The sequence below is a fragment of the Thermovenabulum sp. genome, assembly GCF_049723235.1.
Taxonomy (GTDB): Bacteria; Bacillota; Thermosediminibacteria; order Thermosediminibacterales; family Thermosediminibacteraceae; genus Thermovenabulum.
In genome coordinates this window covers 18,361-42,474 of the sequence record NZ_JBNARB010000020.1, presented here as the reverse complement: position 1 = coordinate 42,474, position 24,114 = coordinate 18,361, and the positions used below count along the sequence as shown (strand labels likewise).

23 protein-coding genes and 1 riboswitch are annotated in these 24,114 nt (G+C 31.1%); of the genes, 19 read left to right on the top strand and 4 right to left on the bottom strand.

Annotated elements, in window-relative coordinates:
• The 9 genes from ACPLOV_RS09680 to ACPLOV_RS09640 form a co-directional block, all read left to right on the top strand.
• Positions 1 to 949: sigma-54 interaction domain-containing protein (locus ACPLOV_RS09680; RefSeq protein WP_424911080.1), on the top strand; the 949-nt coding region annotated here is incomplete at its 5' end.
• A gap of 144 nt (positions 950 to 1,093) precedes the next feature.
• Complete coding sequence (locus ACPLOV_RS09675) at positions 1,094 to 1,396, top strand: UxaA family hydrolase (RefSeq protein ID WP_424909370.1); 303 nt, start codon at positions 1,094 to 1,096, stop codon at positions 1,394 to 1,396.
• Entirely contained in the window at positions 1,393 to 2,550 is a 1,158-nt protein-coding gene (locus ACPLOV_RS09670) for a UxaA family hydrolase (RefSeq protein WP_424906081.1), read from the top strand. The genes ACPLOV_RS09675 and ACPLOV_RS09670 overlap by 4 nt, the downstream gene beginning before the upstream one ends.
• 11 nt (positions 2,551 to 2,561) lie before the next feature.
• The gene (locus ACPLOV_RS09665; protein WP_424909368.1) at positions 2,562 to 3,506 is read left to right on the top strand and encodes a 2-keto-3-deoxygluconate permease; all 945 of its coding nucleotides are present in this window, start codon (positions 2,562 to 2,564) and stop codon (positions 3,504 to 3,506) included.
• 14 nt (positions 3,507 to 3,520) lie between these two features.
• Positions 3,521 to 4,759: a four-carbon acid sugar kinase family protein gene (locus tag ACPLOV_RS09660; protein WP_424911079.1), complete on the top strand. Its 1,239-nt coding sequence runs from the start codon at positions 3,521 to 3,523 to the stop codon at positions 4,757 to 4,759.
• Between the two features lie 3 nt (positions 4,760 to 4,762).
• A complete protein-coding gene (pdxA, locus tag ACPLOV_RS09655) occupies positions 4,763 to 5,749 on the top strand; it encodes a 4-hydroxythreonine-4-phosphate dehydrogenase PdxA (protein ID WP_424909366.1) in 987 nt (328 codons plus the stop codon).
• 229 nt (positions 5,750 to 5,978) lie between these two features.
• Positions 5,979 to 6,743: an acyl-CoA dehydratase activase gene (locus tag ACPLOV_RS09650; protein WP_424906085.1), complete on the top strand. Its 765-nt coding sequence runs from the start codon at positions 5,979 to 5,981 to the stop codon at positions 6,741 to 6,743.
• 36 nt (positions 6,744 to 6,779) lie between these two features.
• The gene (locus ACPLOV_RS09645) at positions 6,780 to 8,048 is read left to right on the top strand and encodes a double-cubane-cluster-containing anaerobic reductase (protein WP_424911078.1); all 1,269 of its coding nucleotides are present in this window, start codon (positions 6,780 to 6,782) and stop codon (positions 8,046 to 8,048) included.
• 209 nt (positions 8,049 to 8,257) lie between these two features.
• Positions 8,258 to 9,277: an alpha-hydroxy-acid oxidizing protein gene (locus tag ACPLOV_RS09640; protein ID WP_424911077.1), complete on the top strand. Its 1,020-nt coding sequence runs from the start codon at positions 8,258 to 8,260 to the stop codon at positions 9,275 to 9,277.
• 23 nt (positions 9,278 to 9,300) lie between these two features.
• On the opposite strand, the gene selD is transcribed toward ACPLOV_RS09640, so the two are convergent.
• Together selD and ACPLOV_RS09630 are read right to left on the bottom strand one after the other, a co-directional pair.
• Positions 9,301 to 10,338 carry a selenide, water dikinase SelD gene (gene selD, locus ACPLOV_RS09635; protein ID WP_424909364.1) on the bottom strand — a complete coding sequence of 346 codons (1,038 nt, stop codon included), beginning with the start codon at positions 10,336 to 10,338 and terminating at the stop codon, positions 9,301 to 9,303.
• A 1-nt stretch (position 10,339) separates the two neighbouring features.
• Complete coding sequence (locus tag ACPLOV_RS09630; RefSeq protein WP_424909363.1) at positions 10,340 to 11,500, bottom strand: aminotransferase class V-fold PLP-dependent enzyme; 1,161 nt, start codon at positions 11,498 to 11,500, stop codon at positions 10,340 to 10,342.
• 236 nt (positions 11,501 to 11,736) lie between these two features.
• Between ACPLOV_RS09630 and ACPLOV_RS09625 the strand changes: the two genes are divergently transcribed.
• From ACPLOV_RS09625 to ACPLOV_RS09610, 4 genes are all read left to right on the top strand, one after another.
• Complete coding sequence (locus ACPLOV_RS09625; RefSeq protein ID WP_424909362.1) at positions 11,737 to 12,624, top strand: selenium metabolism-associated LysR family transcriptional regulator; 888 nt, start codon at positions 11,737 to 11,739, stop codon at positions 12,622 to 12,624.
• 88 nt (positions 12,625 to 12,712) lie between these two features.
• Positions 12,713 to 14,797, top strand: a complete 2,085-nt coding sequence (locus ACPLOV_RS09620; protein WP_424911076.1) for an S-layer homology domain-containing protein — start codon at positions 12,713 to 12,715, stop codon at positions 14,795 to 14,797.
• Positions 14,798 to 14,865: 68 nt separating this feature from the next.
• A riboswitch (TPP riboswitch) is annotated at positions 14,866 to 14,969 on the top strand.
• An 88-nt stretch (positions 14,970 to 15,057) separates the two neighbouring features.
• On the top strand, positions 15,058 to 15,570 hold the full coding sequence (gene thiT / locus ACPLOV_RS09615; RefSeq protein WP_424909958.1) for an energy-coupled thiamine transporter ThiT: 513 nt from the start codon (positions 15,058 to 15,060) through the stop codon (positions 15,568 to 15,570).
• Between the two features lie 131 nt (positions 15,571 to 15,701).
• Positions 15,702 to 17,333, top strand: a complete 1,632-nt coding sequence (locus tag ACPLOV_RS09610) for a peptide ABC transporter substrate-binding protein (RefSeq protein ID WP_424909957.1) — start codon at positions 15,702 to 15,704, stop codon at positions 17,331 to 17,333.
• Between the two features lie 60 nt (positions 17,334 to 17,393).
• On the opposite strand, the gene ACPLOV_RS09605 is transcribed toward ACPLOV_RS09610, so the two are convergent.
• On the bottom strand, positions 17,394 to 18,818 hold the full coding sequence (locus ACPLOV_RS09605; RefSeq protein ID WP_424911075.1) for a sigma-54 interaction domain-containing protein: 1,425 nt from the start codon (positions 18,816 to 18,818) through the stop codon (positions 17,394 to 17,396).
• 229 nt (positions 18,819 to 19,047) lie between these two features.
• Here ACPLOV_RS09605 and ACPLOV_RS09600 point away from each other — a divergent pair, with 229 nt between their 5' ends.
• Genes ACPLOV_RS09600 through ACPLOV_RS09580 form a run of 5 tightly spaced genes read left to right on the top strand, consistent with a single transcriptional unit; the run spans position 19,048 to position 22,302 of the window.
• Positions 19,048 to 19,470: an RrF2 family transcriptional regulator gene (locus ACPLOV_RS09600; protein ID WP_424908686.1), complete on the top strand. Its 423-nt coding sequence runs from the start codon at positions 19,048 to 19,050 to the stop codon at positions 19,468 to 19,470.
• A 29-nt stretch (positions 19,471 to 19,499) separates the two neighbouring features.
• Entirely contained in the window at positions 19,500 to 20,174 is a 675-nt protein-coding gene (locus ACPLOV_RS09595) for a GTPase (protein WP_424911074.1), read from the top strand.
• Positions 20,155 to 20,763: a hypothetical protein gene (locus ACPLOV_RS09590; RefSeq protein ID WP_424908684.1), complete on the top strand. Its 609-nt coding sequence runs from the start codon at positions 20,155 to 20,157 to the stop codon at positions 20,761 to 20,763. The genes ACPLOV_RS09595 and ACPLOV_RS09590 overlap by 20 nt, the downstream gene beginning before the upstream one ends.
• A 12-nt stretch (positions 20,764 to 20,775) precedes the next feature.
• A complete protein-coding gene (locus ACPLOV_RS09585) occupies positions 20,776 to 21,009 on the top strand; it encodes a hypothetical protein (RefSeq protein WP_424908683.1) in 234 nt (77 codons plus the stop codon).
• A 6-nt stretch (positions 21,010 to 21,015) separates the two neighbouring features.
• The gene (locus ACPLOV_RS09580; protein WP_424908682.1) at positions 21,016 to 22,302 is read left to right on the top strand and encodes an aminotransferase class I/II-fold pyridoxal phosphate-dependent enzyme; all 1,287 of its coding nucleotides are present in this window, start codon (positions 21,016 to 21,018) and stop codon (positions 22,300 to 22,302) included.
• Between the two features lie 14 nt (positions 22,303 to 22,316).
• Here ACPLOV_RS09580 and lexA read toward each other — a convergent pair whose 3' ends face one another.
• Entirely contained in the window at positions 22,317 to 22,922 is a 606-nt protein-coding gene (gene lexA, locus ACPLOV_RS09575; RefSeq protein ID WP_424908680.1) for a transcriptional repressor LexA, read from the bottom strand.
• 412 nt (positions 22,923 to 23,334) lie between these two features.
• Between lexA and ACPLOV_RS09570 the strand changes: the two genes are divergently transcribed.
• Positions 23,335 to 24,102 carry a serine hydrolase gene (locus ACPLOV_RS09570; protein WP_424908679.1) on the top strand — a complete coding sequence of 256 codons (768 nt, stop codon included), beginning with the start codon at positions 23,335 to 23,337 and terminating at the stop codon, positions 24,100 to 24,102.
• Positions 24,103 to 24,114 lie beyond the last annotated feature (12 nt).

Here is a 24,114-nt window from a genome sequence, read left to right as displayed (position 1 = left end):
TCTACATTTTTTCTGCTTTTTCCTCCTTTTCGACCTAAAAATATTTTACACTATCGAAATTGCAAAAAAATATTCTCAACTTGATTCTACAATATTGATATTTGGTGAATCGGGAACAGGAAAAGAAATTTTTGCACAAAGTATACACAATGAAAGCAAAAGAAAAAACGGACCTTTTGTTGCGATTAATTGTGCAGCTTTGCCTGAAAATCTTTTAGAAAGTGAATTATTTGGTTATGCAGAAGGTGCATTTACTGGTGCCAAAAAAGGTGGTAAAGTTGGCCTTTTTGAGTTAGCTCATAATGGAACAATATTTTTAGATGAAATATCTGAAATGCCATTGTCTTTGCAATCTAAATTATTGAGGGTAATGCAAGAAAAAAAGGTTATGCGCCTCGGTGATGATAAGCTAATTCCAATAAATATTAGAATAATTTGTGCTACAAATAGGGATTTATTAAAAGAAGTAAATAATGAAAATTTTAGACAGGATTTATTCTATCGAATAAATATTTTGCCCCTTTTTATACCTCCTCTTCGAGAAAGAAAGGAAGATATAATACCTTTAGCAGAATATTTTTTAAAGAAATATTCAAAATTAATAGGTAAAAATATCTTAGGTTTTACCCATTCTGCTGTAGATTATCTTTTATCCTTAGATTATCCAGGTAATGTGAGAGAGCTTGAAGGTATAATCGAAAGGGCTTGTGCAGTTTGTGAAAGAAAATATATTGGTATAGAAGATTTGATTTTTAAATACTTTGAAATAAATCAAAACAAAATAAAAAGTCAGGAATTGTCAATTGAAGAACAAGAAAAAAATTTAATTTCAAAAGCATTAACAGAATCTAAAGGTAATATTTCCTTAGCAGCTAAACTACTCGGAATTCATCGTACAACATTGTGGAGGAAAATGAAAAAGTATAATATAGACATGGTGACCTCTTGATGCAAAATGCATCGAGAGGTTTATTTTTTGTTGCCGAATGCAACAGTTTCTTAAAGATAGAGTTTATAAATTTAATGTATTTTTAATTGGCATTGTTATTGCAACAATAAAAAAATAAATAAAAAATTGTTGGAGGTGTTTTAATTGAAAAAATTTGCTGTTATTGCACATCCAAAGGATAATGTGGCAACGGCTGTAAAGGATTTATCATCAAGCGAAGAAGTATTAATCGAAGTTGAAGGTTATGATCTAAAAATAACCCTATTATCAGATATTAAATTCGGTCATAAATTTGCTGTAAAGGATATTAAAAAGGGGGAAGAAATAATAAAATACGGGGAAGTTATAGGAAGGGCAACAGTTGATATCAAAAAAGGAGAACATGTTCACGTACATAATATCGAAAGCTTAAGAGGACGCGGAGATTGGGAGGAGGAATTAAAATGAAATTTAAGGGCTTTGTAAGACAAAACGGAAAAGTAGGTATAAGAAATCATTTATTAATAATACCTTCGTCTGTATGTGCAAGTGTAGTTGCAGAAAGAATAGCTTCCCATGTAGAAGGTGCTGTTGCCATTCCAAATCAGCACGGGTGCTGTCAAATTGGTGGTGATCTTGAATTAATAAAAAATACTTTAATCGGTTTGGGGAAGAATCCGAATGTTGGAGCAGTATTGGTTGTAGGTTTAGGATGTGAAGGTGTACCGACTGAGAATGTAGCAGCTGAAATTGCAAAAACGGGCAAACTTGTAGATTATATTGTTATACAGCATTGCGGAGGAACTTTGAAAGCAGAAGAAAAAGGTACAAGAATAGCAAGGCAGATGATGCAGGAAATTTGTAAATTTGAAAGAGAAGAAGTGGATATTTCAGAATTATTATTATCAATTGAATGCGGTGGTTCTGATACAACTTCTGGCTTAGCTTCTAATCCTGTAGCAGGCTATGTATCCGACAAAATTGTTGAACTTGGTGGGACATCAATGTTTTCAGAAACTACAGAATTAATTGGAGCAGAGCATCTTTTCGCAAAAAGGGCTGTGACAAAGGAAGTAGGAGAAAAATTACTTTATATCGTTAAAAGGTGTGAAGAAAAGGCAAAGACAATGGGAGTAGATATGCGAGGCGGACAGCCTACACCAGGAAATATCGAAGGTGGTATTAGTACTATTGAAGAAAAATCCTTGGGTTGTATTTATAAAGGGGGTACAAAACCCTTACAGGGTGTTTTAGAATACGGCGAAGAACCGCAGGGTAAAGGGCTTTATTTTATGGATACTCCCGGACAGGATATTGAATCTATTACTGGAATGACTGCAGGGGGTTCTCAGGTTGTAATATTTACCACAGGTCGCGGTACTCCAACCGGATCACCTATAGCACCGGTCATAAAAATTACCGGAAACCCCGAAACATATAAAAATATGGAAGATAATATAGATTTTAACTGTGGAACAATCGTAGAGGGTATTGAATCAATTAAGGATGCCGGTGAAAGATTATTTAATCTTTTGATAGAGGTATGCAACGGCAAAATGACCAAAGCGGAAACTTTAAGGCATAGGGAATTTGGTATGTATAAATTAATTTCAACTTTTTAAGGAGGGGCTATATGAAATTATTAAAAGCTATTAATAAAGTTCCGGGAGGCTTAATGGTTATACCATTGCTTCTTGGTGCTACAATTAATACTTTTTTCCCAAGTGTGCTTCAAATTGGAGGTTTTACCACTGCTTTGTTCAAACAGGGTGCTATGCCGCTTATTGCACTTTTCCTTTTGTGCAATGGAGCTCAGATAACTGTAAGGCAAGCAGGAGTTTCTTTAGCAAAGGGAACAGCACTTACTTTAGTAAAGTTTTTGATAGGTGCAATATTGGGTTGGTTTACTGGCAAATTCTTAGGAACTGCAGGACTTTTAGGGCTATCTTCATTGGCAATCATCGCTGCAGTTACAAATTCTAATGGAGGACTATACACCGCTTTAGCTTCACAATACGGTGATCCTACTGATGTAGGTGCGATTGCGATATTGTCTATAAATGATGGTCCATTTTTGACTATGGTTGCCATGGGTGTTTCAGGGCTTGCAAATATACCTTTTATTGCTCTTGTCGCCGTTATAGTTCCAATTATTATAGGAATGATTTTAGGAAACTTAGATGAGGATTGGAAAAAATTCTTAGAACCCGGGCAAAGACTTTTAATTCCTTTCTTTGCCTTTCCCCTTGGAGCTGCCCTTGATTTTAAAACAATATTTAAAGCGGGATTACCTGGCCTATTGTTAGGCTTAATTACGGTAATTTTTACCGGATTAGCAGGCTACTTTACTATAAAAATTCTCTTTAAAGAAAACAAGGCAGTAGGTGCTGCAATTGGTACCACTGCGGGTAATGCAGTGGCTACTCCTGCTGCTGTTGCTGCCGTTGATCCAAATCTTGCGCCGTTAGTGGGTGCAGCTACCGCACAAGTAGCGGCTTCTGTAATTATAACTGCAATATTATGCCCCTTATTAGTATCTTATTTAGATAAAAGGGAAAAAAGAAATAATGACAAATAAAGGAGAGAGCTAAATTGTTTAAATTTATAATAATAGCTGATGATTTCACGGGTGCAAACGATACGGGAGTACAATTAACAAAAAAGGGCTTTGAGACGTATACACTATTAGATTTAGAAGGTTTCACAAAATCTGAATTTGATGCTTTAGTAATAGATACAGAAACAAGGGGTTTATCTCCTGAAAATGCTTATAACAAAGTAAAAGAATCAATAAACAAATTGAAAGCATTAATAAACGTAGAATTGGAAGAAATGATTATTTATAAAAAAATAGATTCCACTTTAAGAGGTAATATAGTTGAAGAAATTATAGCCCTTTACGAAGAACTTAAGCCGGAGCTTATTATTTTTGCTCCGGCTTATCCTAAAAATAATCGAATAACGTTAAATGAGGTTCATTATGTTAATGGTAAACCGGTTGATAAAACTGAATTTGCCAATGATATAAAAAATCCTGTTAATGTTTCTAATATAAAAATCCTACTAAGCAATAATGTCTTTAAAGTAAGGCATGTGTATTTAAGTGAAATTAAGAATTTAGAAATTATAATAAAAAATTTAAAGGATATTAATACTTTAACCTTCGATGCTGAAAAAGATTCAGATTTAGTAGAAATAGCAACAAAGGTAACTGAAGCTAATAAAAAGGTTTTATGGGTTGGTTCAGCAGGCCTTGCAGAAGCATTAATCTCATCAATAAAGAAAGAAGGGAAAATTATTACTGTTTCTGGGAGTACAAGGAGTTTAACGATAACCCAGTTGATAAATTTATCTGAAAAAGGAAATATTCCCATAATCAATATTGATTTATATAATTTATTTAATGAGGCAGAAAGTGAAAAAAACAGGATTTATTCCCTTGTTAATACTTATAATGATAAGGATGTTATAATTACATCTTATATGGCGCAAGAAGATTTGGAAACAGCAAAGAAAATTTCATTAGAATTAGGAATTGAAATAAAAGATATAAGTCAAATTATTGCAGAAAAAATTTCAGAAATAAGCTTAAAGGTTATAAATCTGACAAAACCTAAAGGTTTAATATTGACAGGAGGGGATATAGCTTTTAACGTGGTCAAAAAATTAAATTCTAAAATTATAAAAATAAAAAATGAAGTAGAACCAGGAATACCGGAAATTGAACTTTTTGAAGGTCCTTTTAGAAGGTTAAAAATAATTACTAAAGCTGGTGGTTTTGGGAATGAATTAACATTATACAATTCCTATAGGTATCTGAAAGGGGAATAAAAATTGGAAGAGTTTTTCGGTATAACAATGGGAGATCCAGCTGGAATAGGCCCGGAAATAATAGTTAAAGCACTTAATAATAATGAAGTTGAAAAACTAAAAATAGTGATATTTGGGTCAAAAAATATTATAGAGCACTATATAAATCTCTGTAATATAAATAGGGAAATAAATATTATCAAAAATTTAGATGAATTTAAGGATGGAGCTATAAATATTTATCCGGTTAATAATTTATCTATAGATGAATTCATAATAGGAAAAATAAATCCGATCTGTGGAAAAGCTTCTTTTGAGTATATTCATACAGCTGTTCAATTTACTTTAGAAAAAAAATTATCTGCTGTAATTACTGCTCCTATAAATAAAACTTCATTAAACCAGGCAGGGTATCATTATAATGGCCATACCGAATTAATTGCCGATCTAACTAAGGCTCAAAAATATTCTATGGTTTTGACAAATGGAAAATTGAATGTAATACATGTTACCACTCATGTGGCGCTGAAAAATGTAAGTAGTTATATTAAAAAAGATAAAATTTTAGAAGTTATTCATCTTGCAGAGGAAGCAGGAAAACTTTTAGGCAAAACCATTCCTAAAATAGGAGTCTCGGCTTTAAATCCTCATAGTGGAGAAGCAGGATTATTTGGTGATGAAGAAATAAACGAAATAATTCCAGCCATATGTGAGGCAAATAAAGAAGGAATTAACGTTGTTGGTCCTATACCCGCAGATGTAATTTTTCTAAAAGCGTTGAAGGGGGAGTATGATGTAGTTGTCGCAATGTATCACGATCAAGGACATATACCAATAAAATTATTTGGATTAGAAAATGGAGTGAATTTTACTGTTGGACTTCCTATAATAAGAACATCAGTTGATCACGGTACAGCTTTTGATATAGCCGGAAAAGGAATAGCAAATGAAAAAAGTTTAGTAGAAGCAATTAAATTAGCTGATAAAATAGTTAAAAATAAAATAAAATAAAAAGGTAACATAAATATTTGTGAAGAATTGCCCCTGATAATATATTTCAGGGGTTTTTATTTTTAAAGGTATAAAAAGTGATGATGGATTATCGATGAAATATTATTGAAGATATCAATAACTTATATAAAAGTTATTAAATATACAAATCACTTTTTTTATCATTTTGTGCTAAAATTAACGTGAAAATTTAAGTATTAAAAAGCAATTTAAAGAGGATGAAAAATTAATGGCAAAAAAAGTTATCGGTATTGATATAGGTTCTACAAATACAAAAGCGGTTTTATTTGATGGAAGTATAAAGAATTTTGTAGTTTTTCCTACTTTGTATGAACCTCAAAAAGCTGCAAAAAAAGCTGTGGAATATTTAACAAAAGGTCATATAGACGAAATTATTAAAGAATATAAGATTGTTGCAACTGGTTATGGAAGAGTATCTTTTGATTATGCGGGTAAAAAAGTAAGTGAAATTACATGTCATGCAAGAGGGACAAAATTCCTTTTTCCGGATGTAAAAACTATTATAGATTTAGGTGGACAGGATAGTAAACTTATTTTCCTTGATGAAACAGGAAAAGTCAAGGAATTTTTTATGAATGACAAATGTTCAGCAGGGACAGGCAAGTTTTTGGAATATATTCTAAAAAGTATGAATATTGCAATAAAAAATTTAGACATACCCATTTCAATTATCCCTGCCAAGATAAATAGTATGTGCACTGTTTTTGCAGAATCGGAAGTTATTAGCCTATCTTCAAAAGGAGTAGCTAAAGAAGAAATAATCGCAGGAATAATTAATTCTATAGCGGAAAGGGTTACAACTTTCCTTTATAAATTTAATTTTGAAGAAAAAATTTGCTTTACAGGGGGTCTTTCAAAAAATCAATACTTAAAATTTTTACTGGAACAAAAATTAAACAAGAAAATATATACCCCTGAATATGCTTTATATTCTGCAGCAATTGGTGCGGCGCTAATTGGATATGAAGAATAATTTTAAGATAAATTAAAAAAGAACAGGAGGTAAAAAATGAGCGATTATAAAACCTTATGGGAATCCCTTGGTATGGATCTTGAAAAACACGACAAACTTTGTGCATTACTCCCAGGATTTTATGAAGAAGTATATTTATCTCAGGAGAAACGCCCACAGGGAATGAACTATTTTAATTTAGTGGTTTCTGCTATTCACGGTTTAAGACCACAAGAGCTTGTAAATCATAAAACGCAAGGGGAAAAGGTAGTAGGGACTTTTTGTGTATTTGTCCCCGATGAATTAATTTTTGCTGCAGATGCTATTGGCGTAGGACTTTGCGGGGGCTCACAGTTTTGGGTGCCTGATGGTGAAAAGGTACTTCCTAAAAATATATGTCCGCTAATTAAGTCTTTTATGGGGGCTAAAATTTCAAAAACATGTCCCTTTTTCCAATCCTGCGACTTGTTAATAGGGGAAACCACATGTGATGGTAAGAAAAAAGCTTGGGAAATATTAAAAGATTATGCTGATGTCCATGTAATACATTTACCGCAAATGAAATCAGAAAAAGAATTTTCTTTATTTATTAAAGAACTTGAAATATTAAAAGAAAAATTAGAAGAAATTACAGGAAATAAAATTACAGAAGATGCCCTTAAATCTTCTATTGAGCTAATAAACAATAAAAGGAGAGCTTTGAAAAGATTATATGATTTAAGAAAACAAAATCCCGTCCCGATAAGCGGAAAGGATGCATTGCTTATTAGCCAGATATCTTTTTACGATGATCCTGCAAGATTTACCCAGAAGGTAAATGAAATTTGTGGCGAATTGGAAGATAGAGTAAAAAATGGAGAGGGTGTATTCCCAAGCAGTTCAAAAAGGATAATGATAACAGGGACACCAATGGCTATTCCAAACTGGAAGTTGCACCATATAATTGAAAGCTTAAATGCTGCTGTAGTAGTGGAAGAAACCTGCACAGGTACAAGATATTTTGAAAATGAAGTGAAGATAAAAGGCGAGTCAATGAATGAACTAATAAATTCTATCGCAGAAAGATATTTTAAAATTAACTGTGCCTGCTTCACGCCCAATAAAGACAGAATCCATGATATAATAAGGCTTGCAAAAGAATACAAAGTAGATGGGGTGATCTATTACAATTTACAGTTCTGTCAAACCTATGCAATAGAATACTATAATGTAAAGAAGGCACTTGAAAAAGAAGGGATTCCCAATCTACTCATTGAAACAGACTACAGTGAAAGTGATACTGAACAACTAAGGACAAGGATTGAGGCCTTTATAGAAATGCTATAAAAATATAATCAAAGAGGCTGCTTCTTGTATACTATATGCTAAGCAGCCTCTTTTTCTTAAAAAAAAATTATTAAGGTTTTTTAGCTTTACATAAATTTTGAAGGATAGATTTTTTTGTTTTATATAGTGCTAATATTTAGCAGTTTTTATAATATATATAGGAGAACTATAAAAAAAGATAAAATGCTTTAATGAAAAGGAGGCTTTTTATGAATTTAGAAGAATTAAGGTCTGTTGCAAAAGAAAACCTTAAAGGCTTCTGTCGCGTTTGTTCATTCTGTGATGGAAAGGCTTGTCGAGGTGAAGTCCCTGGAATGGGAGGGGTTGGAACTGGTTCTTCATTTATTGCTAATATCGATGCACTCTCTAATATAAAATTAAATTTAAGAACAATTCACAATGCTAAAGATCCAGATATTTGCATAGAATTATTTGGTAAAAAGCTTTCAATGCCCATATTAGCTGCACCTATTACCGGAACAAGTTACAATATGGGAGCTAAAATTTCTGAAGAAGATTTTATACAAATGGTAATATCGGGAAGCAAAGAGGCAGGAACAATAGGAATGTGTGGAGATGGAGGAAATCCAGTATTTTATGAATCAGGATTAAAAGCTATTAAAGAAGAAAATGGTGAAGGGATTGCAATAATTAAACCCAGGGAAAACAGTGAAATAATTGAAAGGGCTAAGAAAGCGGAAGAAATAGGTGCTATAGCAGTAGGAGTGGATATTGATGGGGCAGGGCTTATAACTATGGCATTAATGGGTCAGCCAGTGGGACCAAAGACAAAACAAGAATTAAAGGAAATAATATCAAAAATAAATATCCCTTTTATATTAAAAGGAATCATGACTGTCGATGAGGCACAAATGGCTGTGGAAGTGGGAGCCAAAGCTATAGTAGTGTCAAATCACGGTGGGAGAATACTGGATTATACGCCGGGTGTAGCTGAAGTCTTACCAAATATTGCAAAGAAGGTAAAAGGCAAGATTACTATTTTTGCAGACGGTGGTGTGCGGTCCGGAGTTGATGTTTTAAAATATTTAGCTCTTGGAGCCGATGCGGTACTGGTGGGTAGACCAGTTATAATAGGTGCTTTTGGAGGAGGAAAAGAAGGTGTTAAATTTATATTAGAAAAAATTGCAAAAGAGCTAAAACAGGCTATGATTTTAACAGGATGTAATGATATACAAAGTGTAGATGAAAAAATAATATATAAAAAATAAGAAGCGGGGATTTCCCTCGCTTTTTATTTTAAACATATTCTTTTTTCTTTTTTTTCAATGACACGTCCAATAATATAAGCATCTTTAAAGTTTTGTTGTTTAAAGTTAGCATATAACATATCTAATTTATCTTCGGGGCAAGAAATCAAAAGGCCACCCGAAGTTTGAGGATCAAATAATATATCAAAAATTTCTTCACTTACTTCTTTTTTCAATTCGATATTTTCTTTTAAATATTTTTTATTAGCATAAAGGCCTGCTGGTAATAATCCAATAGAAGCAAGTTCAAGGGTTCCCTCAATGATGGGTACTTTATCTACTTCTATTTCAAAAGAAACATTAGAAGCCTCTGCCATTTCAAAGGCGTGGCCCAGTAATCCAAAGCCGGTAATATCGGTTATAGCTTTTACTCCGGCTGAAACGGCGCAATAGGATGCTTTATTATTTAAAGTGCACATTACTTCTATAGCTTTCTCTAAAATTTCATCTTTTATCATTTGAGCTTTATAAGCAGTTGAGATAATTCCCGTTCCGATAGGTTTAGTTAATATTAAGATATCTCCGGGCTTAGAAAGAGAGTTAGTGGTGATTTTTTCAGGATGAACCTTACCTATTACGGATAATCCATAAAAGGCTTCGGGATTTTTTATTGTATGACCGCCAGCTATAATTGCTCCGGATTCTCTTACCATATCAGCTCCGCCTTTTAATACTAAAGGCAAAATATCTTCTACCAATTCTTCCGGAAATCCTACGATATTTAATGCAAGTAAAGGAGTGCCTCCCATTGCGTATACATCGCTTAACGAATTGCAAGCAGCAATTTTACCAAATAAATATGGATCATCAATTATCGGTGTAAAAAAATCTATTGTGTGTATTAAAGCTGTTGTTTCATCAATTTTATATACTGCAGCATCATCGGAGGTTTCTATGCCAACCAATAGGAATTCATTTTTCATCGCGGGGATATTTTTGAGAACCTCCGCCAGCACCTGCGGCGGTACTTTTGATGCTCATCCGGCACTACATGAAAGATCTGTTAATCTTATATTTTTCAAGCTATTCACCTTCTTTAATTATTTTAATAAGAGCTTTTAAAGCAAATTCTACTTCTTCCATAGTATTGAAATAACCAAAGCTAAATCTTAAAGTACCGTGAGGAAACGTACCAATGGTTTTATGAGCAAGGGGAGCACAGTGAAGCCCGGGACGTACCATTATATTGTAAATATTATCTAATTTATATGCTAAAAAAGATGGATCAAAATCTTTAACAGTAATAGATACTGTGGATACTCTTCTATCCTTATTGCCTGTGCCGTAAAGTGTTATTTCGGGAATTTCTTTGATGGTTTCGATGAATCGTTCAGTCAATCTCAGTTCGTGAGCCCTTATTTTTTTTATATTTTCTTTTTCTAAAAAATCAAGTGCTGCTGATAGTCCTGCAATTCCTATGGTGTTTGGCGTACCTGCTTCAAATTTATCTGGTAGAAAATCCGGCTGAAATTCATTTTCTGATTTACTGCCCGTGCCACCGTGTATAAAAGGGATAAGAATTTCTGCCATAGGATCACTTATGACAAGTCCCCCTGTACCCTGGGGTCCTAAAAGACTTTTATGACCTGTGAAGGCTAAGATATCTAAATTTAGCTTTTTAAAATCAATGTCTAAAAAGCCGGCAGTCTGGGCGGTATCAAGAAGTAAAAAAATTTCATATTCTTGTTTTATTTTTGATATTTCTTCAACCGGCATTATTGTTCCTGTTACATTGGATGCATGGGTTAGAACAATAAGTTTTGTATTTCTTTTTATTGCTTTTCTAATTTCACCGGGATCTAAAATACCTTCTTTACTGCAATTTATTATACTTAATTCGATATTTCTGTTTTTTTCAAGGAACCTTAAGGGCCTTATTACAGAATTATGTTCCATAGAGCTGGTTATAACATGATCCCCTGGTTTTAAAAGGCTATTTAAAGAAAAATTTATAGCGTGGGTAATATTTAAAGTAAAAATGATATTTTCTTCCTTTGGGGCATTAAATAGTTTTTTTAATTTACTTCTGGCTTCAAAAATTATCCTCCCTGCGTTAATACTATTTTTATATCCACCCCGTCCGGGGCTAGCCCCTATATTTAAAAAATATTCTTGCATTGCATTTAAAACCATTATAGGTTTGGGATATGAGGTTGCAGCATTGTCAAAATAAATATATTTCATTATTATCCCTTCTCTTAAATATTTTTCTTATACTTTGAGTATTTCATTAAAACCTTTTTTTGTCAATTAATACAAAACAACAATAGAAAAATTCTATAATAAATATAGAAATTATAAATTTAATAAATAGAAGTTTTTTTTAATTTATGATAATATTTATGTGATTAATCTTAAGCAGGAACAGGTATAAGTTCAAGTTTATAAAATATCTAAATAATTTTTGGGTGGTTGATTTTATGGATTTTCATCAATTAGAAGCTTTTGTAAAGGTTGCTGAAACAAAAAGTTTTTCTAAAGCTGCTGACCTTTTATTTTTAACTCAACCCACAATAAGTTCACATATTTTATCCTTAGAAAGAGAGTTGGAAGTAAAACTTTTTGATAGAAAAGGAAGGGAAGTGGAGTTAACTCCTTTCGGTCGTATTTTGTATAATGGAGCTGTCAAAATTTTAAGGACAAAGGATGAAGCTTTATTCCTACTTTATAAGTATATGAATAAAATAGAGGGGGAATTAAGATTATATTCAAGCTCTGTTCCAGCTGTATATATACTACCATTAAAAATAAAAAAATTTTTAGAAATGCATCCGAAACTGAAAATTATAATTGTACAAAAGGATTCAATGGAAGTAATAAATTCAATCGAGGGGGAAAATAATGAAATAGGTATTGTAGGCACTTTTATCAATAATTCCAGTCTGGAATTTATCCCCTTTTGTAATGATGAATTGGTGGTAATCTCAAAATTTAATTTGAGCGACGATGAAGAAATTGATTTTGAAGAACTTATTAGATATCCTTTGGTTATTAGGGAGAAAAAATCAGGTACAAGGAAAGCCTTTGAAAGATATTTAATACAAAAAGGTTTATCTCTTGAAAAACTAAAAATTATAGCTGAGTTAGGCAGTACAGAAGCTATAATACAGGCTGTAAAAGCAGGAGTAGGAATTTCAGTTATTTCCAATAGGGCCATTGAAGATTATAAAAATACTGGTATTTTAAAAACTTTTAGAATAAAAGGTATTAAAATGCTGAGAGATTTTTACATAGTAACAAAAAAAGGTAGGACTCTTTCACCAAATGCTGAAAGCTTTATAAATTATCTTTTGAATGCGGCTGAGTAATGCTGCTATTTTTTATTTTTTTAATGAAGGAAACATATGGATAATTGTCGAAATTGTAATAATAGAAGAAAAAAGGAAAGGGGTTGATATGTTGAAAAAAGCATATTACAAGCTATTAAGAGGATTTTTTGTAGTTTACTTGGTTTTTTATTTAATTGCATTTTTCCCGACTATAGTGTTCGCATTACCTTTTAAAGATTTGGATGACAAAAAATTTGAGTGGGCAAGACCATTTATTGACAAAATGTATAATTTAGGAGTAGTATCTGGAAAAGCCCAAGATATTTTTGCACCTGCAGACCCTATAAAAAGGCAGGAATTTATAGTAATGCTAATAAAAGCGTTGGAAGAAGAGAGCAAAGTAAAAGGAAAATTACTGCCAAAAGATTTTCCCAATCAAGGAAAAATTCAGAGTTGGGCAAAAGAATATATAGCTTATTCTATTGAAAAGGGAATTATTACAGGAGATGACTTTAAGAATTTTAGGCCAGAAGAAAATTTAAAAAGATACGAGGCAGTAATTTTTATTGTTAAAGCCTTAGGTTTAGAAAAAGAAGCAAATTCTATTAAGATTTTAAATTTGACTTTTAAAGATGTTTATACTTTATCCTTTGAGACAAGAAAATACCTGCAGTTGATTGTAGATAAAAAAATTATGTCAGGTATAGACAAGGAAAATTTCAAGCCCTACGATTATATTACCCGTGCACAGGCTGCTAAAGTGTTAAATCAAGTTGTGAAGTATACAAATAATACGAGGATATTTAAAGGTAAAATTGAAAATTTAAATTTATCGGAGGGAAATATAGAAATTTTACAGGGCAATATTATTAAAAAATATAATCTGGATAAAAATATTTCTATATACAAAGAAGATGAAAAAGGGAATTTACTAAAAATAGAATTAAAAGACTTAAAAAAATATCAGGATGTCAATTATATTGTAAAGTCTAATAATGTTAGTTATTTAGAAGTAATTTATTCCAATAATATAATAGAAAGTGAATTAGAAGACTATGAGGGAAAAATAAAAGCTATAAATCTGCAAAACAATTACCTTATTTTAGAAAAAGTAGATGGTAGCATTTCTTCTTATATAATAAATTCTGATACCAAATGTTTTATGAATAATAATGTTATTCCTGTAAACGAGAATCTAATCGGTAAAAAAGTGAAAATTTCAGTATCAAACGGCAAAATCATGAGGATAGAAGTTGCAGGGGAAAATAAAGAAGTAAAAGGTATTTTAAAAGGGATAGTATCGAATGTTTCACCTTCATATATAATAATCGAAAATTCATTATCGAAAGAAAATGAGACTTACATACTTTCCAATTTGATAGAAACTATAAAAAATGATAAGCCTGCAAGCATTAACGAGCTTCTGGGAGGAGACATGGTAATCGCCTCGATTACAAATGGAAGTGTTACAAGAATTATTGCAGAAAGTGCGGAAAAAACAATTTTTGGAGTAATTAAATCCATTAATTTTGCAAACAAGGTTCCACTGATTTCTGTAATTGATAGTGAGGGTAATTTAAAGGAATATGAGGTAGATAGTCAAGTAAAAGTAATAAAAAATGGAATAACATCCAAATTAAATGATTTAAAAATATCTGATGAAGTGACCATTGTAATTAGATATAACAGAATAGTATCTATCTCGGCTAAGACGGTAAAAAAAGAGATCACTGGCACCATAAAAGAAATTTCTCATACTTCTGTAAATTATTCTAAAATAGTTATTTTTAATGAAAAAGGTGAAGAAGTTAATATCGTAATTACTCCGGATACAGATATTTTAAAAGATAAAAAAAATATTACGGTATATGATTTAAAACCCGATTATAGTATTAGAGCAATTGTTGAAGGAGAAGAAGCAAAAAGCGTTGAAGTTTTTACAACGCAAAGTCTTTTGGCTTTTAGAGGTAAAATAAAATACATACATCAAGATATAATGGTTATAATAGCAGAAATCACGAATGAAAAAGGTACGGAAGTAAGAGAAATTCATTATGGAACAAATACTTTATTAATAAAAGGCAATAGAACAATTTCACTTAGCAAGTTTTCTGATTATTTTAAAGAAGGGGATGATATAATTATAATAGGAAAAGTTGAAGGGGGATTATTTAAAGCTGATGTATTAATTAATTTGATCGTTCAAAATTGATATTGAAAAAATATTTTATTTTAAGTATAATGGTGAAAAATCGAATAATATAATTATAATAAAAAAAATTGATGTGCTGGGGGAGCCGTAGGGCTGAGAGGAAGCATTGATGCTTCGACCCCATGAACCTGATCGGGGTAATTCCCGCGTAGGGAAGCACTGAATCAAAAATAAAAGTGCCTACCTATTCGGGTAGGTATTTTTATTTTTATATTAAATTTTTATATTAAAATTTTATTAAGTTAAAGGAGGAATTTTTTATGAAAAACAAAAATTTTACTGTACTTATCGAAGGAGCATTAATGATAGCAATATCACTCATATTGAGTTTTGTAAAAATATTTCAAGCCCCCTATGGTGGCTCAGTCACCCTTGGAAGTATAGTTCCTATTATTTTATTTTCTTTAAGACATGGGACCTTCGCGGGTTTGAGTGCTGGAGTCGCTTATGGTTTTTTGCAGTTAATCGTTGAACCCTATATAGTTCATCCTGTTCAAGTAATCCTTGATTATCCTTTAGCATTTGGGCTTTTAGGTCTGGCAGGTTTATTTAGAAATAATGTTTTTTTAGGGTCATTTCTGGGTATTTTTGGTAGATTTGTGTCGCACTTTTTATCCGGTGTTATATTTTTTGCATCTTATGCTCCAAAAGGTATGAATGTATATTTGTATTCAGCATTATATAATGGTAGTTATCTTTTACCGGAATTTATTATTACTTTTGTTTTAATAAGATTTGTGCTGTATAATAAGGTTTTAAAGAATATTAGATAATTTTAACAAAAAAATTAGTAATAAATCTTTTAAATTTATTTTTTTTTATTAAAACATTTATTGATTTAAATCGTTGAATCGTGATATAATTTTAACTAAATTTTTATTACTTTTGCAGAGGGGGTTTTTTAATGTTCAAAAAAACAACGGCTTTACTGCTAATCTTTATTATGGTTGCGGGTTTTTTAGCGGGATGTTCCAGTAATTCTTCAAAACCTGCACAGGAGCTTGTGTTTTCAATTGCGTCGGAACCACCCACTCTTGATCCACAGCTCGCTACAGACCAATATTCAATAATTGTAGGAAATGCCGTGTTCGAAGGTTTGGTAAGGTATTACGATGGAAAAGTATATCCTGGTATGGCTGAGAAATGGGAGGTTTCTGAGGATAAAAAAGTTTATACCTTTCATTTAAGAGATGCAAAATGGAGTGACGGGACAAAGGTAACAGCTTACGACTTTGAATATTCCATAAAAAGATTACTGGATCCAAAAGTAGCATCCGGTTATTCCTTTCAGGGGTATTACATATTAAACGGAGAGGATTATAATCTCGGTAAAATAAATGATCCGAATCAAATAGGAGTAAAAGCTTTAGATGAAAAAACTTTACAGATTACTCTAAGAGCGCCGGTAAAATATTTTGAAAGTCTTTTAGGTTTTATCTCATTCTTGCCATCTAAAAAAGAATTGGTAGAGAAATACGGTGAAAAATATGCTGCTGACGCTGATAAAATGGTATATAACGGGCCCTTTATTATTAAGGAATGGAAACACGAACAGGAAATTGTTTTGGAGAAAAACCCGAATTATTGGGCAAAAGATAAAATAAAGCTTGATAGGGTTAGAATTTTAATTGTTGCTGATCCAAATACCGCATACCAGATGTTTGAAAACAATGAGCTTGATTTTGCTGATGTGCCAACTGTACTCGTAGATAAAGCAAAAAGCGAAGGTAAAGCCCTGACTTATATGGATAGTTATGAATATTTCATAAGATTTAATATGAAAAAAGAAGATAAACCATGGCTGGGCAATGAAAACTTTAGAAAAGCAATCGGTTTTGCAATTGATAGGGAAGATTATATAAACATGGCATTTAAAGGCATATCAAAACCTGCAACAAGGCATATTCCACCAACTTTAAGCGGTTTAGAGAAGAAATTTGTAGAAGAATATCCTTATGATTTTTATCCAGCAAAAGCTGATGTACAAAAGGCAAAAGAATATCTAAATAAAGCAATGCAGGAATTAAATATCAGTGATCCTTCAAAAATAAATATTGAAATAGCTGTAGATGATAGTTCTGGTACGAAAGTAGGAATTGAGGCAATCCAGGATATGTTGATTAGAAATCTGGGAATTAATGTATCTATAAAAACTTATACTTTCAAAGAAAGGCTCCAGAGGATGAGAAAAGGTGATTACGAAGTAATGATTACACGATGGGGACCTGATTACGATGACCCGATGACATATTTGGATTACTGGACTATAAGTGAAGGTATGACAAATAGTGGTTGGACTGACGAAAAATACAATGAATTATGTCAGATTGCAAAAACCACATCGGATTTTAAAAAGAGAAATGAAGTAATGTTTGAAGCAGAAAAATACCTGCTTGAAAAAGGTGTGGTAATTCCGCTGTATTTCAGGGAAAAGATATGGGTTAAAAAAGATTATGTCCAGGGCTTGGTAAGAACTTTTACAAGTGGATCTGATCCAGATTTCATCTACGCTACTGTTGAAGGAAAGAATAAATAGGGATAAAAAATAAATAAGTATAAAAAATCCGGGGATTACCCCGGATTTTTTATAAAAAAGTTATGAAAAATCTATTTTCTTTTTTATATTATATTTTTTTATTTTATTGTGCAGGGTTTGCTTGGGTATTTTAAGTATTCTTGAAGCTTTTGAAAGGTTACCATTAACTTTTTGCAATGTACAAATTATCAAATTTTTTTCGAAAGTTTCCACCATTTCTTTTAAAGATTGTATATTTTCAGGAACCTCCATATAATATTTTTGATAATTTAACGTATTGGCTAAACTTTTAATATAATCCGGAATATCATCAGTTGATATTAGACTATTATCAGTAAAATTAGCAATATTTTCAATTACCGATCTAAGCTCTCGCACATTACCGGGCCATTGATAGTTTACCAGCAAAGTCAAAGCATCTTCTTTAATACCTATTATTTTTTTATTTAACTTTTTATTGAAATGGTTTAGAAAGTGCTCTATTAATACAGGGATATCTTCTTTCCTTTCTCTTAAAGGGGGAATATAAAAAGAAATAACATGAAGTCTATAGAAAAGATCCTGTCTTAATAAACCTTTTTCAATTAGCATTTTGGGATCTTCATTGGATGATGCTGTAATTCTTACATCTACTTTGAAAGCCTTTTCTCCACCAACTCTTCTTATAAAACCATCCTGAAGAACTCTTAAAAGTTTAGCTTGAAGTTCTAAATCCATTGAATTTATTTCGTCTAAGTATAATGTACCTTCATTAGCTAATTCGAATAATCCTGCTTTTTCTTTGGCTCCTGTAAAGCTACCTGCTGAAATACCGAATAAAATACTTTCCAATAGAGTTCTCGGTATAGCAGCGCAATTTTGTGCAATAAAGGGTTTTTTACAACGTTTAATATTTGCATTGTGAATAGCTTGAACAAAAAGTTCCTTCCCCACACCCGTTTCGCCATAAATGAAAATGGGAGAATCGCTATTTGCAACCTTGTATGCTTTATTTTTTAACTCCTCGATTATCTTACTTTTTCCGATAATATCTTCAAAAGTATAAATAGTTCCGTTGCCGTTATATTTTTCAGGGTTTTTAGATTTATAATATAACTCTTTTTGGAGTGAAACAATCTTTTCGGCTAAATCTTTTAAATTTGTTATATCTCTGTATATTTCCACCGCACCTATAAGTTCGCCATTTTGTATGATTGGCATTGTGGAAGTTACTATTGTAACCTTTTTGCCTTTTATATTTGTATAAGTTTGTACATAATCAATTAAAGGCCTTTTATTTTTTAATACATTATAAAAAGTACTGGTCTTTTCTGTAAGATCAGGGAAAAGTTCTAATATATTCTTGCCGAGGGCTTTACCGGGGTCAAGACCGGCTATTTCCGTAGCAGGTTCATTAAAAAAGGTAACGTTAGCATTTTTATCTACTACTATAATTCCTTCATCGAGATTGGTTAAAATTACTTCCAGTAAATTTTTGTAATCCATGATTACCCTCCTAAGGTGAACAATAAGACAGTATAATAAATTTTTTTAATTTTAAACTATTTTAATATAAACAATACTAATTGTAAATAAATAATACTGATTATAGAATTGACATTAAAATTGACTAATTCTAAAAACATGTGGTAAATTTAAAATAAAAAAATACTATTTCTATAGGAAATCAGGTATTTTTTAACATACCTTTTTTAAAAGACGGGAGGTAATTTCTTTGAGGTTATCAACAAGATCTCGGTATGGTCTAAGAGCAATGGTTAAATTGGCACTATATTATAATCAGGGTGCGGTGCCTTTGAGCAAAATTGCGGAAGAAGAAAAAATATCTGAAAATTATTTAGAGCAAATTATCACATTACTTAAAAATGCAAATCTGGTAAAAAGCATTCGAGGGTCTCAAGGAGGATATATTTTATCTAGAAACCCCGAAGAAATAACCGTAGCCGATATCTTATCTGTTCTGGAAGGATCCATTACTCTTGTGGATTGTTTAAATGAAGGTATTAGTTATTGTGATAATAAAGATAGATGCGTGACAAGAAACGTATGGAAAAAAATAAACGATAATATTTTAAATACAGCTCAATCAATAACACTAAAAGACTTATGTGAAAATTATAAGCGAGGTAATGAATAACCGCGCTTTTTTTATTTTCTATTTTTAATATGAATTTAAAAAGACATATAAGAATAAGAATATATAAAAATACATTGGTTGTTGAAAGGGGGGATATTTTGAAACAACTAACGATAATAGGAAAACCCAATGTGGGAAAAACCCTCTTTTTAATTAACTTTGCGGAATTTTTGGGAATAAAAGAATTGGAATTTGAAGTAAGTTCTCTTGATGGTTTAAAAATGATAAAGAGGTATTCCATAAAAAAAGCACTTGAGGAGTTGGTAGATAATAATATTCATAAGACAAGACAAATATATTCCATTATTATAAACGTTCCATTAAATAAGGGAAAAAAAACTGTAAAATTTATTGATACAGTTGGATTTATAGATAACATTCATCCTGAAAAGGATATCAGAAAGGGTATTGCTTATACATTGCAGTTAATACAGCAAACGGATATTATATTACATATTATTGATTCTTCGGCTATTGATAAAAATTTACCTAATTCTCTAAGTGACATTGATTTTACAATAGCGAAATTTGCTGAAATAAAAAAGGGATATTGTATTTTAGCGAATAAAATAGATTTACCGGAAGGTAAAGAAAATTTCGAAAAAATAAGAATTTTATTCAGGGGTAATTTGGTAATACCTATTTCTGCGAAATACAAAAAAGGTTTTAAAGAGGTGAAATCTTTTGTTATTAGCTCTATTTAATTTACTTAAAAAATTTTTATCATTACTTTTTATAGGTATCGTTATAAAACTTATGGATGACTATTTGGATGAAGATAAAGATAATTTGACAAATAGTAAAAATTTATCGCATTTATTGAAAAAGGGGATATTACCTTATTCGCTTTTATTATTTGCCATAGCCGTTATAGCTGACTTTAACTACAGTATAAGCATTTTTATGTCTTCGTATATCACAGGAATGCTTTACAACGTTGATGAAAAATCGAATTTAGGTATAACTTTTCGTGCTGAAATAATTGTGGTTTTACTTATTGGAATTTTTATGTTTGGGGTAAAAGAGATGTCTTCATCTATATTTTTAATAGCCAGTGTTCAACTATTGGATGATTATATAGATTATGAAAAAGATAAACCGTTTAAGAAGGGATTTGCATGGAAAATAGGCAAAGCAGAGTGTTTAATGGTTTTTATATTATGTGTGTTAATATCTTTATATTTAGATTATTTGAAAACATTTTTTTCATATATTTGTTTAAGTATTATTTTATTTTTTGTCCGGAATTATGATTTTAGTAATAATGACTTTATAAGTAATAAAGAAGGGTAGGGGATATATATAATGGTGGCTAATAATATTTTAAAAGCATTAATTTATTATTTCTCTTTTTTTTCAATAGGGTTTATAATTGGTAAAAAATTAGGCAAAAAAGAAAATTCATTGGAAATTGAAAAAATATATTTGATTAAATTAAAGGAAGAATTATGGAATAAAGGCTATTGCCCTGTTTGTAATTCGAAGTTGCAAGACTTAATAGAGAGTGATAAAATGTTAGAAAAAAATCAGGAGGTTTAGATAAAATTGCACAACGAACCCATAGAGTTTATTAAAGAGCATTTTAATATAGATGAAAAAATAATTAAAATTTCTCAGGAAGTAATTGAGGAATTGAAGGAAAGTTTTTTGGAAATTGATAGAACGGAGGAATATAATCAATATAAGGTTATTAATGCAATGGTAAAAAATGAGCTATCCGATTATTGCTTGGTAGAATCAACCGGATATGGATATAATGACTTGGGAAGGGAAATGGTAGAAAAGATCTATAAAAGTGTATTTCGTTCTGAAGATGCATTGGTAAGACCTCAAATAATTTCAGGAACCCATGCATTAACTATATGTCTTTTTGGGATTTTAAGGCCTGGAGATGAACTTATATCCGTAACCGGTGAACCTTACGATACTTTAAAAGATGTTATAGAAGGAGAAAATAATGGATCTTTAAAGGATTTCAATATAAAGTTTAAAAAAATAGATTTTAGAAATGGGGAAATCGATTTTGAATCAATAAAAAAGAATATTAATAAAAACACTAAAATGGTTTTAATCCAAAGAAGTAGAGGATACAGCTTGAGACCCTCGCTATCTGTTCTTGAGATAGGAAAGATTATTAAATTTATAAAAAACATAAATGAAAAAATTATATGCTTGGTAGATAATTGTTACGGAGAATTTGTTGAAGAAATTGAACCTACGGAAGTCGGCGCTGATTTGTGTGCGGGTTCATTAATAAAAAATCCTGGAGGGGGTATTACACCTACAGGTGGATATATTACGGGAAAAAAGAATTTAGTTGAATTATGTTCTTATAAGCTCTTTGCACCGGGGATAGGGAAAAATTGTGGCCCATCAATTTTGCCCAATCGATTAATTATCCAGGGTCTTTTTTATGCTCCTAAAGTGGTAAGTGAGGCAAAAAAAGGCGCACTCTTTATTTCATGTTTATTTGAAAAATTGGGATTTGAAGTGTTTCCAAAAAAAGAAGAAAAAAGAAGCGATATTGTAACCGCTATATTGTTAAAAAACAAAGAAACATTGATTGAGTTTTGTAAAGGTCTACAAAAGGTTGGACCTGTGGATTCACATGTAACGCCAGAACCATGGGATATGCCGGGATATAATCACCAGGTCATAATGGCAGGAGGTAGCTTTGTACAGGGGGCTTCAATCGAATTAAGTGCCGATGCTCCGATTAGAGAACCCTATGTTGTATATGTACAAGGAGGGACAAGCTTTTATCATATTAAATTAGGCATATTATGTGCATTACAAAATTTAAATGAAAAAAATCTTATTGAATTTCCATAAACCTCTATGTTATTTTAATATTTTCTAAATAGACCAATAACTTTACCCAAAATCTTTACATCTTTAACAATAATAGGTTGCATATATGGATTCTCCGGTTGCAACCTTATAAAATTGTCTTCTTTATAAAATCTTTTTACTGTTGCTTTGTCCTCTATTAATGCAACTACTATATCACCATTTTCTGCTGTATTTGTAACTTTAACAAATACGTAGTCTCCATTCATTATACCTGCTTCAATCATGCTATCTCCTTGAACTTTAAGCATGAATACATTAGAATCATGAAGAAGTTCTTTTGAGAGGGAATATATTTCTTCTATATTTTCTTCTGCTAGAATAGGTTGACCTGCCGTAACTTTGCCAATCAAGGGTACATCTACAACTTGATTGTTTAATGCCTTTTTATCGATTACATCAATAGCTCTTGGTTTCTGAGGGTCTCTTGAAAGGTAGCCTTTTTTTTCTAATTGAACAAGATAACCGTGAACGGTAGCTGTAGAACGTAAATTAGTAGCCGCACATATTTCTCTGACAGAAGGAGGGTAACCTTTAGTTCTAACAAAGTCGTAAATATATTCGAGAATTTGTTTCTGACGGGGTGTTAAATCTTTCTGCAAAAATATCACTCCAATCGATAAAAATAAGTATAATTATAATCGTAAATAATAAAAATTCTATCTGATTAATTATAACATTGTTTTTATTTTTTTTAAACTGGTGTTCGAAAAGTTGACAAAGAATATAGGATATAAAACCAGAAGGGAGAGAGGGAGGGGTGATATTTTATAAAAAAAAACGTCCGATAATATACATTATGTTTACAAAATAATATTTTCGAGGCTTTTTAAGAAGATATTTGACTGATATTGATTTAAAAATGTATATTAAAAATTTTTAGTTTTTAACTAGGTTTTTCGAAAAACGAATGATAAAATAGATAAAAATATTATATTTTTTGAGTAAGAAATAATTTAAAATTAAAAAATGAAGGTATTTTATTTTAACTTTTAAAAAAGGAGTGTTTTTTTAATGTCTGTTTCTATACTTCATAAAATCGATATTACCAAAATAAAATATAGCCTATTTGTTAAAAACCTGTTTACCGGAGAAGTTATATGTTATGATGAAAATAAAGTGATTCCCAGCGCAAGCCTTATAAAAATCCCTATAATGGTTGTAATTTTTAAACAAGTAAACGAAAAGATATTGAAACTTGAAGAAAAAATTAAAATTAAACAAAAAGATAAAGTGCCCTTTAGTATCCTTTCCTTATTGGATACTGATCTTTTTACATTAAAAGATTTAATTACATTAATGATTATACAAAGCGATAATACTGCTACTAACATTTTAATTGATATGGTAGGTATGGATAATGTTAATACATTTATAAAGAGTATTGGATTGCAAAATACTGTATTGCAAAGAAAAATGATGGATTATGAAGCGAGAAAAAATGGCTTGGAAAATTATACTACTGCAAAAGATATTTCTATTCTATTAGAAATGATGTACAGAGGTATTTTAATCGATATAAAGTATTCGAATCTGATGCTAACTATTCTTAAAGCCCAATTAGACAACTCTATGATGAGGCTTTTTATACCCGATACGGTAGAAATTGCACATAAAACCGGTGAATTAGAAGGAATTGATCACGATGTTGGCATTGTATTTTTGAATAAGAATGATTATATTTTTTCTATGCTGACATATAATGCTGAAAGTAATAATTTAGCAAGAAAAACTATTGGAGAGGTTTCAAAAAATATTTATGATTATTTTATGAAGAAGTAGTATCCTTCCTCT